The 7,493-nt window shown below is 61.4% G+C and carries 4 protein-coding genes; all 4 read right to left on the bottom strand.

Annotated features, from left to right (window positions below):
• Positions 1-130 precede the first annotated feature (130 nt).
• On the bottom strand, positions 131-3,049 hold the full coding sequence (locus H5U38_03975; protein MBC7186176.1) for a TonB-dependent receptor: 2,919 nt from the start codon (positions 3,047-3,049) through the stop codon (positions 131-133).
• Between the two features lie 14 nt (positions 3,050-3,063).
• Positions 3,064-5,502: a family 10 glycosylhydrolase gene (locus H5U38_03970; protein ID MBC7186175.1), complete on the bottom strand. Its 2,439-nt coding sequence runs from the start codon at positions 5,500-5,502 to the stop codon at positions 3,064-3,066.
• Positions 5,503-5,615: 113 nt separating this feature from the next.
• Positions 5,616-6,995, bottom strand: coding sequence for a T9SS type A sorting domain-containing protein (locus tag H5U38_03965; protein MBC7186174.1), 1,380 nt, complete (start codon positions 6,993-6,995; stop codon positions 5,616-5,618).
• Between the two features lie 239 nt (positions 6,996-7,234).
• Positions 7,235-7,493, bottom strand: a 259-nt coding sequence (locus H5U38_03960) for a T9SS type A sorting domain-containing protein (protein ID MBC7186173.1), incomplete at its 5' end; no start/stop codon positions are given.

Genomic DNA, 7,493 nt, shown 5'->3' with positions numbered 1-7,493 from the left:
AACTGCCCGCGAGTGAGGGGAATGGCGGTGGCCTCCACTTGGGCGGTGCTCCTCGCAGCAGAGAGCATGGCGCATACCGCCAAGAACGGCCGGCAGGCCGCAATTCGTTGTGGCAACCGAGATAGCATCATCAGAATCCCAATCCCACCGTGAAATAGACCTCCCGCGGTGCGTTGCGATAGGCTCGGAAGTAACTGAGCTTGTAGATCTTCGCCTGGGGGTCGTTCGGGCTATCGCTGGTAGGCGGCGTGTCCCGGCTAATGCCATACTCAACCCAGTTGCGAAGCTCCTCCCCGGCAAGTGGCGTGAGCCAGCGATCGTTGAACAGATTCTCGATGCGCACCGACAAGAGAGGCTGCAGCGTGCCAAGGCCAACGCGCACCGAGATCCCCAGGTCGGTTCTGGCTTCAAGAGGATAGCGCCTGTTGTTGACCACGTCGGTAAACTCATCATAGCTGGTCACGTACGTGAATGGCGACCCACTGCGTGCCTGGTAAATCATGGTCAAGGCCAAGTCCTTGAATGGCTCACTGCCAAGGAACTCTCGCCACCACCGGCCAGGCACCGAATAAGAAACAAGCGCGCGAAATGAGTGGGTTCGGTCCTCTTCGGCGAGAAAATCGTTGGCGCTGCGCCGCTCCACCACGCTCCGCGGGTCATTGGGGTCCTGGTAGATGTCGATGGCACCATAGGCTCCTTGGGAGGTGCGCGCAAAGGCATAACTTAAGCGGTACCTCCAGTCGCCTGGAGCCACCCTTTCCAGGGCCACTTCGATGCCACGCGAGGCGCCGTAGCCATTGTTCTCATAGGTGAGGTAATAAGGGTTCTGCGGCGCCTCCTGCTGCGAACCGGTCGGTGAGTGGACCCGTGCACTCACTGTCTGACTGACACGATCGTTGTAGTAGGCGGCAACGTCCAGGCGATGCGTGCCGCCAAGGCCCTGCTGCAGTCCCACTTCGTAGCTAATGGTCTTCTTGAATCCGAGATCGGCATTGCCGTACATGCGCCACCCCTGCCACGTGTTCCTGGAGAGCGCGTGCCGGAAAAGAGGCATCGAGTGGAAGTGGCCATACTGCAAACGGAAGGCGGTGTGCTCCCCCACCGGGAAAGAAAGTCCGAAACGAGGTGCAAGAGCAAAGTGACTCGCAGGACGCCGCGTTCGCGGGTCGCCCACGTCACCGATGTACGGCCCTCCTCCCTGTCCGGTTCCCTGGTAGAATGGGCGAAAGCGGTCGACGGGCACGGGTACGTTCATGTTGAACGCGTCGAAGCGCAGGCCGGCGTTGACCACCATCCCCTGGAACTCCATCTTGTCCTGCACATAGGCGGCAGCGTATCGCGGATAGGCATGATAGTACTCAGCAAAGCCAGAGTAGGCGACAAAGGCATTGATACGCGCTCCGGACTCGCCCGCATACCGGGTGTCCCAGTACTGCCCGCGGGCGCCGCATTTCAACTGGTGCCGGGCGTTCACCTGACTGGTCAAGTCCGCGCTCACGTTCCACACATCCGTTTGCGCATCGAGGGCGTAGAGGGAAGTGAACTCGTAGACGATGCGCCGGAAATCTTCGTCCCACGGCCCGGCAGGAACCAGCCGCGGGTCGGTCGAGGTGATAATGGGCAAGTTGCGCTCAATGTAACGTTCACGCTGATGCCACGCCGTGAGCTCGAAAAAGGTCCGTGGGCTGAAGACCTTTGTCCAGGTGAGTGTCTGCGTGGTGGTGATTTCGTCTTTTGGGCTTTCTAAGACCAGGCAGTACTTCCAGGTCGGGTATTGGCCGATCACCGAGGCCCAACGGATATCCTCCGAACCCGACCAGACTGCGCCGTGATGGGCCTGATACTGGCCCATGAGCTTGAGCTTGTCTGCGTTGCCTATCCGCCAACTCAGATTGAGAACATAGTTCTGATAGACCTGCACTCGTTCCACGCTGGGGATGCGAAGCGGTGCGCGTCGGTATTCGCCAGACAGATAGAAGCGGAGACGGTCGCCGCCTCCGAGAGGGCCACCGAGCCCGAACAAGTAGCGTTGATAGACCAGCTTGCGATAGTCGTACACCCCCAGTGGGTTAGAGGAGTTGTTCGGCCCTGGGCTATGGTTGGCAACCCAGCGGTCATAGTAGAAGGTCCTCAGCGAGTCGTCGGAGATGCTCGGCGCGTTCTTGTCCCGCCACTCTTGCCATTTGGCGAACGTGCCCCAGCGCTGCCATTCGATTGTCTCTGGCCCGTACAGATAGGGGCCAAAGTGGTATTTGCCCGGCGGCCGGACCTCAACTCGAAACTCACCATGAAAACGCTCCTCACCTTCTTTGGTCACCACCTTGACCACCCCTGACTGAGCGTTCCCGTATTCCGCGCTGAAGCCGCCGGAGATGATTTCCATCTGCTTCACACCCAGCGGGTTAAAGTCGTATTTCCAACTTGTGTTGGATTTTTCTCCGTACAGGTTGTAACCTGGAACGCCGGTATTGGAGGAGATCTGCTCCACACCGTTGATCTGGAATTGCAGCTCGAAGGCGCCACCGCCGCGGATGGAGAAAGTGCCGTTGGGATTGCGCGTCACGCCGGCATCCAACTCAAGGACGCGGCGCAGCCCCTCCACCGGCGCAGTCTCGATTTCCCGCGCCTCCATCACCTTTGCCGTCGCCGTTAGGTCCCGGACCACTGCCGGCCGAGTTGCCTCCACAACCAGAGGCGCCATCTCCAGCACAGTCGCCTCCAGGGAGAAATCTACGGTGCTCGTCCGGTCCACAACCACCGTGACGCCCCGTACCAGCATGCTGCGATAGCCGATCATGCGCGCTACCACCGTGTAGGTGCCGGGCGGGACGTTGAGGATATAGTACTCCCCGTCGCGGCCGGTAGCCGCCCCGAGCGTGGTCCCCTGGATGACCACGTTGGCCCCAGGCAAGCCCTGCTTTGTTTCGGCGTCAAGCACCTTCCCCGCAATCTTTCCCTTCGGCACCTGGGCCAAACTCTGAGCCTGCCAGGCCCACAAGACGGCAAGCGCTCCTGCGGCAGCCGCCGCTCCGCGCAACACAGTCGCCATTTTGCTGAGCATTTTCATCGAATGAGCAACAGCTTACGCGTGCAGGCACTGGGGAACTGCGCGCCCGCTTCGTCGACATAGATCAGCTGGCAGAAGTAGAGGCCAGTGGGCTGCTGCGCCAGCGCAAGGTTCACTCGATACAGGCCAGCCGCCGGCACGGAGGTGCTCACCGTGTCTACCTCCTGTCCAAGCACGTTGAGGACCTTAATCTGGGCAGTTCCCGCTCCTGGCGCCACAAAGCGCACGGTGGTTTCTCCGTTGCAGGGATTCGGGTAGTTCTGCAAGAGTTCTGGTGTGGCACGCGCCTGGGGCCGGCTTTGTTGCGGCACGAACGTATCCAAGACCCGTCGCAGGAGGCACGCATCCGCGACCACCATTCCGGAGTCCACCGCATTGACGAGCATGATACTGGCGAACTCGCCCGCGCGAAGGTATCGCCGTCCCAACACCGACCATCCACCACGCGCTGCACTCTGGTCGACGTGGACCGTATCTTGCCCGAAATGGTGCAGCACGTAATACGGTGCGCGACGTGCAAGTTCCATGGAGCAGTTTGGGATGTTGACGCTAAGCTCATAGAGTCCATCCAGCCCCACTTGCGTCCACCATTGCGCTCGGTTTTCTCCCCTGCCCGCACGGCTCACCGCGTACCCCTCACCGACAAACCCCGTCCCTACGTTCGTCGTACTCCACTCGCCGTACGTCCTGAAGGTGGGCGCACCGTCGTCCACTAGGGAGGCAACACGATCTGGGACAAAGCTAACGGTCACCTCCTGCGTGCGGCACGGGTTGCCGGCCCTGTCCCGCACGCCGAGCAGCCGGAGCCGGTAAGCCTGCCCGGGCACAAGGGGGGTCACGTTGAGACGCACGGCCGACGCCCCACAGGAGACCATCACTGCGGCAAGCACACGTCCCCCCGGCTCCAATGCGTAACTCTCCACCCTTGTCGCCGATGTCGTGTCCACCACCCTACTGAACTTGAGCTCGATATGCACGCTGTCCGGTACAAGGCAGTCATCGACGACCAGGTCCCCGACCCTGAGGAGACGAACGGCGTCAGCAATGACCTTGCCGCTCGCAGAACCATGGAGCGAAATCGTCACCTTCTGCCCATACCGCAAAGTGTCCGCACAAAGAAAGACCCACTCGTCAGGATTCTGGCCCTGGTCGACAGCGCGCGAAATCTCAGCACTCCCCGTAGCCACGCGATAGACGACGTCTCTCGCTGCCCCTGCAACCGATGGCCATCGTGCAAAGATCTCGTAAAGCCCCTCGCGCAGCACCGAGGTCTCCCAGCTGGCCGCGGCTTGCTCAGACCCAGCAGGAGCGACCAAGGCTCTGCCCGCATATCCGTTGTCAACATTTTGCCAGGGGCCGGAGCACTGGAACCTCATCGGATCGGCCTCATCGACTATCAGCTCCGTATGCGGGGCATTGACGCGCTGCGCGAAAAGGCCACTGCCGAGCACTTGCAGGGTTTGCTCTGTCATCGCGCCAAAATACCAGATGGTCACGCCGCCGCACCCGGACTCTCGCACACGACCCACCTGGAAGAGCAGCGAGGCATCGTCCCGGTAAGCAATCCCAGGGTAAAGGGCGAAGGTAGTCGGAACTAAGGTCCGACTCAAGTTGAGCTGGTTTTGCAAGTCGGCGTCTGGCAGGTAGAGCATCGGCTCAAGGGCATCCACGTAGCCGCTGTCAGCCCAGACGTTCCAGGCTTGCAGCTTTTCTCCGGCAAGGAGCATATAGGGCGGTGCCACTGCGGCGCTCACCAAGAGATCGGGACGCGCCTTCTTTACCCGGAGGTAGATGCGTCTGGCCAGGGTCGTCGTCTGCTGCTCGCGCCAACGCACCCATCGTGCCCATTCTGGATGCCTGGTGTCGATGAGTAGCGGGTCGCTGCCGCCCGTCTCGGCCACGTACCGGCTGCGCGCCGCCTCAGAATACGAGAATTCTGAGGAGGGGTAGCGAATCCGGTCGGTCTCGATGCCGTCCAGCCCGGGGTAGCGGGCCGCCACTTCGCCAAACAGGTCCTCCATGAAGTTCGCCACTTCCGGGTGAGCAGGGTCGAGCCAGTGGAAGAACCCGTTCTCATTGGCCACCACGGCAGAACCGTTGCGCCTGATGGCCAGCCAGTCGGGGTGTGCCGCAATCAGAGGCCCCCGGGCGCTGCTGTCGGAAGGGTGCCAGTGCGCCATCAGGCCGTACTCGAACCAGGCCACCACCTCCAGGCCAAAGCGATGTCCTATTTCGATGGCCTCCTGGAGCGGGTCGCGGCCAGCGAACTCTGCCCGCTGCTCTGGTCCCCCTGCATCCGCCATCACCCGGCTCGGATAGATAGTTGCACCCTGGTATTGGACGTCGACGAGGACCCGATTGAAATGAGCCCGGGCAAGCCGGTAGAAAACCTGTTCCATGCGCGCTGGCCCGTCAAGAATCACATCTCGGCTCATCCACACGCCACGTGCTTCAGGCAAAGGGTCCTGGGTCCACCCCAAGGTTTGGGTGACGGAAAGCAGCGCCGCAACTGCGCATGCTGCCGTGATGTGCCGCATGGAAAGGCAACTCACTTCAGGAGTACCACCTTCGTAGAAGCAAGCAATTCGCGCGCACGCAGCTCAATCACGTAGGTCCCGGTTGGCAGCTGTCCGGCCGAGAATCTGGCCTCATGCCGTCCGGCTGCCAGCGCACCGCGAAATAGCACCTGCACCACCTCGCCCCTGGCATTGAGCACCCTCAATTGCACCGCTTGCTGTTCTGCCAACTCGAACCTAATTTTCGTCTCAGCGTTAAAAGGGTTCGGATAGGCATGGAGGAGGTGGAGCGAACGCGGCGGCAGATCCGGCGAGCTATCCACCCTTAAGCCCCCCCTCGTAAAGGCGAAGGCCCGCCGCGCCCTGCCATCGATGACATAGGCGGTTCTTTCGTCGTCGCTCAGCGCGACATCCGTCGGTTCCAGCAGCGGCGCCCCGTTCGGATCCGGACGCGACGAACTGAAGCGGGCCGGCAACTCCTCCAGCTCCACGGCAAAGTTACCCATTATGGAGAACGCCTTCACCCAGCGCCGTGTGCTGTCGGTGCCGCAGGCGTAGAGATTGCCCGTGCGATCGCAACACAAGCCATAAGGCGTCCACCACAGCCAGGACAGGTCGGCAGCTACGTCTGTCACCCGTTGCCCCGCGTAGCCTTTCGGGTCGCTCTGGACGCCGCCGCTCCAAACTGCGACGCCGCCCATGTGTCCGCTGGAGTCGCTGTTGCGCGAGGTGTAGAACGGCGTGCTGCTCAGCGAATAGTCTGCCCCAGGTATCACCGCCACATCCCGAATGATGCTTCGGCCAGTCCCATCGTGCCCGCCTGGCTCTGACGGGTGGTATTCGATGGGCAGAATCGGCACCCAGCTCCCGCGCGGCGATGCCGCGTCCGTCAAGTCGTACACGCGGATGGACGTCCGGAATGAGACAGAAGCGTAGATGTACTTGTCCCGATTCGCAGATAACCCCAGGACCCACGTGCCGTACCCGGAGCCTGAGTAGGTGTTGCGTTGTTGCGGGTCACCGTCCAGGTACTCATACATGATGGCCAAAGACGGGGTTGGCGTCCCCGGCATGCGCGAGACCACATAGATGGTATCGCCGATGGCCGTAATGCCCCGCGTCGACTCGATGTTCAGGTCGCCGGTGTAGTCCACCACCAGGCTGAACAGTGTGTCACCAGGACTCGCCTTAAACAGAGCGTTCATTGCCCCGGGTTGTGCGGCCGAACTGGAGATTACCCACAGGTTGTCATGGCTGTCAAAGGTGCAGAGATAGGGATTGACCAACGAATCGGGCTGCGGGAAGCGGATGTCCATGCGAGGCTGGTAAACCCAGGGCTGCTGCGCCCTGGCACCACCCCCCATGCCCCACAGTAACCCCCAGACGACGGCAAACAGAACTCGTCCCTTCATGGGTTGACCTCCACTGGGAGGTGTTTGAGCCACAGCTTCTCCTGCTTCAGGGAACAGACCCACAGCCAACGCCCGCCTCACTGTCCCGCCTCCATTCCCCAGACTAGGCCCGGGCCTCCGGCTTGGTCCTGCAGAGACTCTGCTCCCCGCAGAAGAAGCATCTGCTGCATCATCCGAGAAAACTGAGGGAGGCATCGAAGCCCACCGATGCCTCCCTCGCGTGAAAATCACCTCCGATCCTACTTCACCAGAACCATCCGCTTGATGCCGACAAAGTCACCGGCCTCCACCCGGTAGAAGTAGACACCGCTCGCGCAGTTTCTGCCGTCAAAGGAGAAGGTATGCACGCCCGCAGGCAGCTGGCCATGGAACAGTTCAGCCACCCGCTGGCCAAGCATGTTGTACACAGTCACCTTCACCTCTGCCTTCTTCGGCAGCGCCAGCCGGAAGGTGGTGGTCGGGTTGAAGGGGTTCGGGTAGTTCTGCGTCAATTCGAAC

The sequence above is a fragment of the Calditrichota bacterium genome, assembly GCA_014359355.1.
GTDB lineage: Bacteria > Zhuqueibacterota > Zhuqueibacteria > JANLFK01 > Oleimicrobiaceae > Oleimicrobium.
The sequence above is the reverse complement of the archived record's forward strand: the minus strand, read 5'-3'. Positions and strand labels throughout refer to the sequence as shown.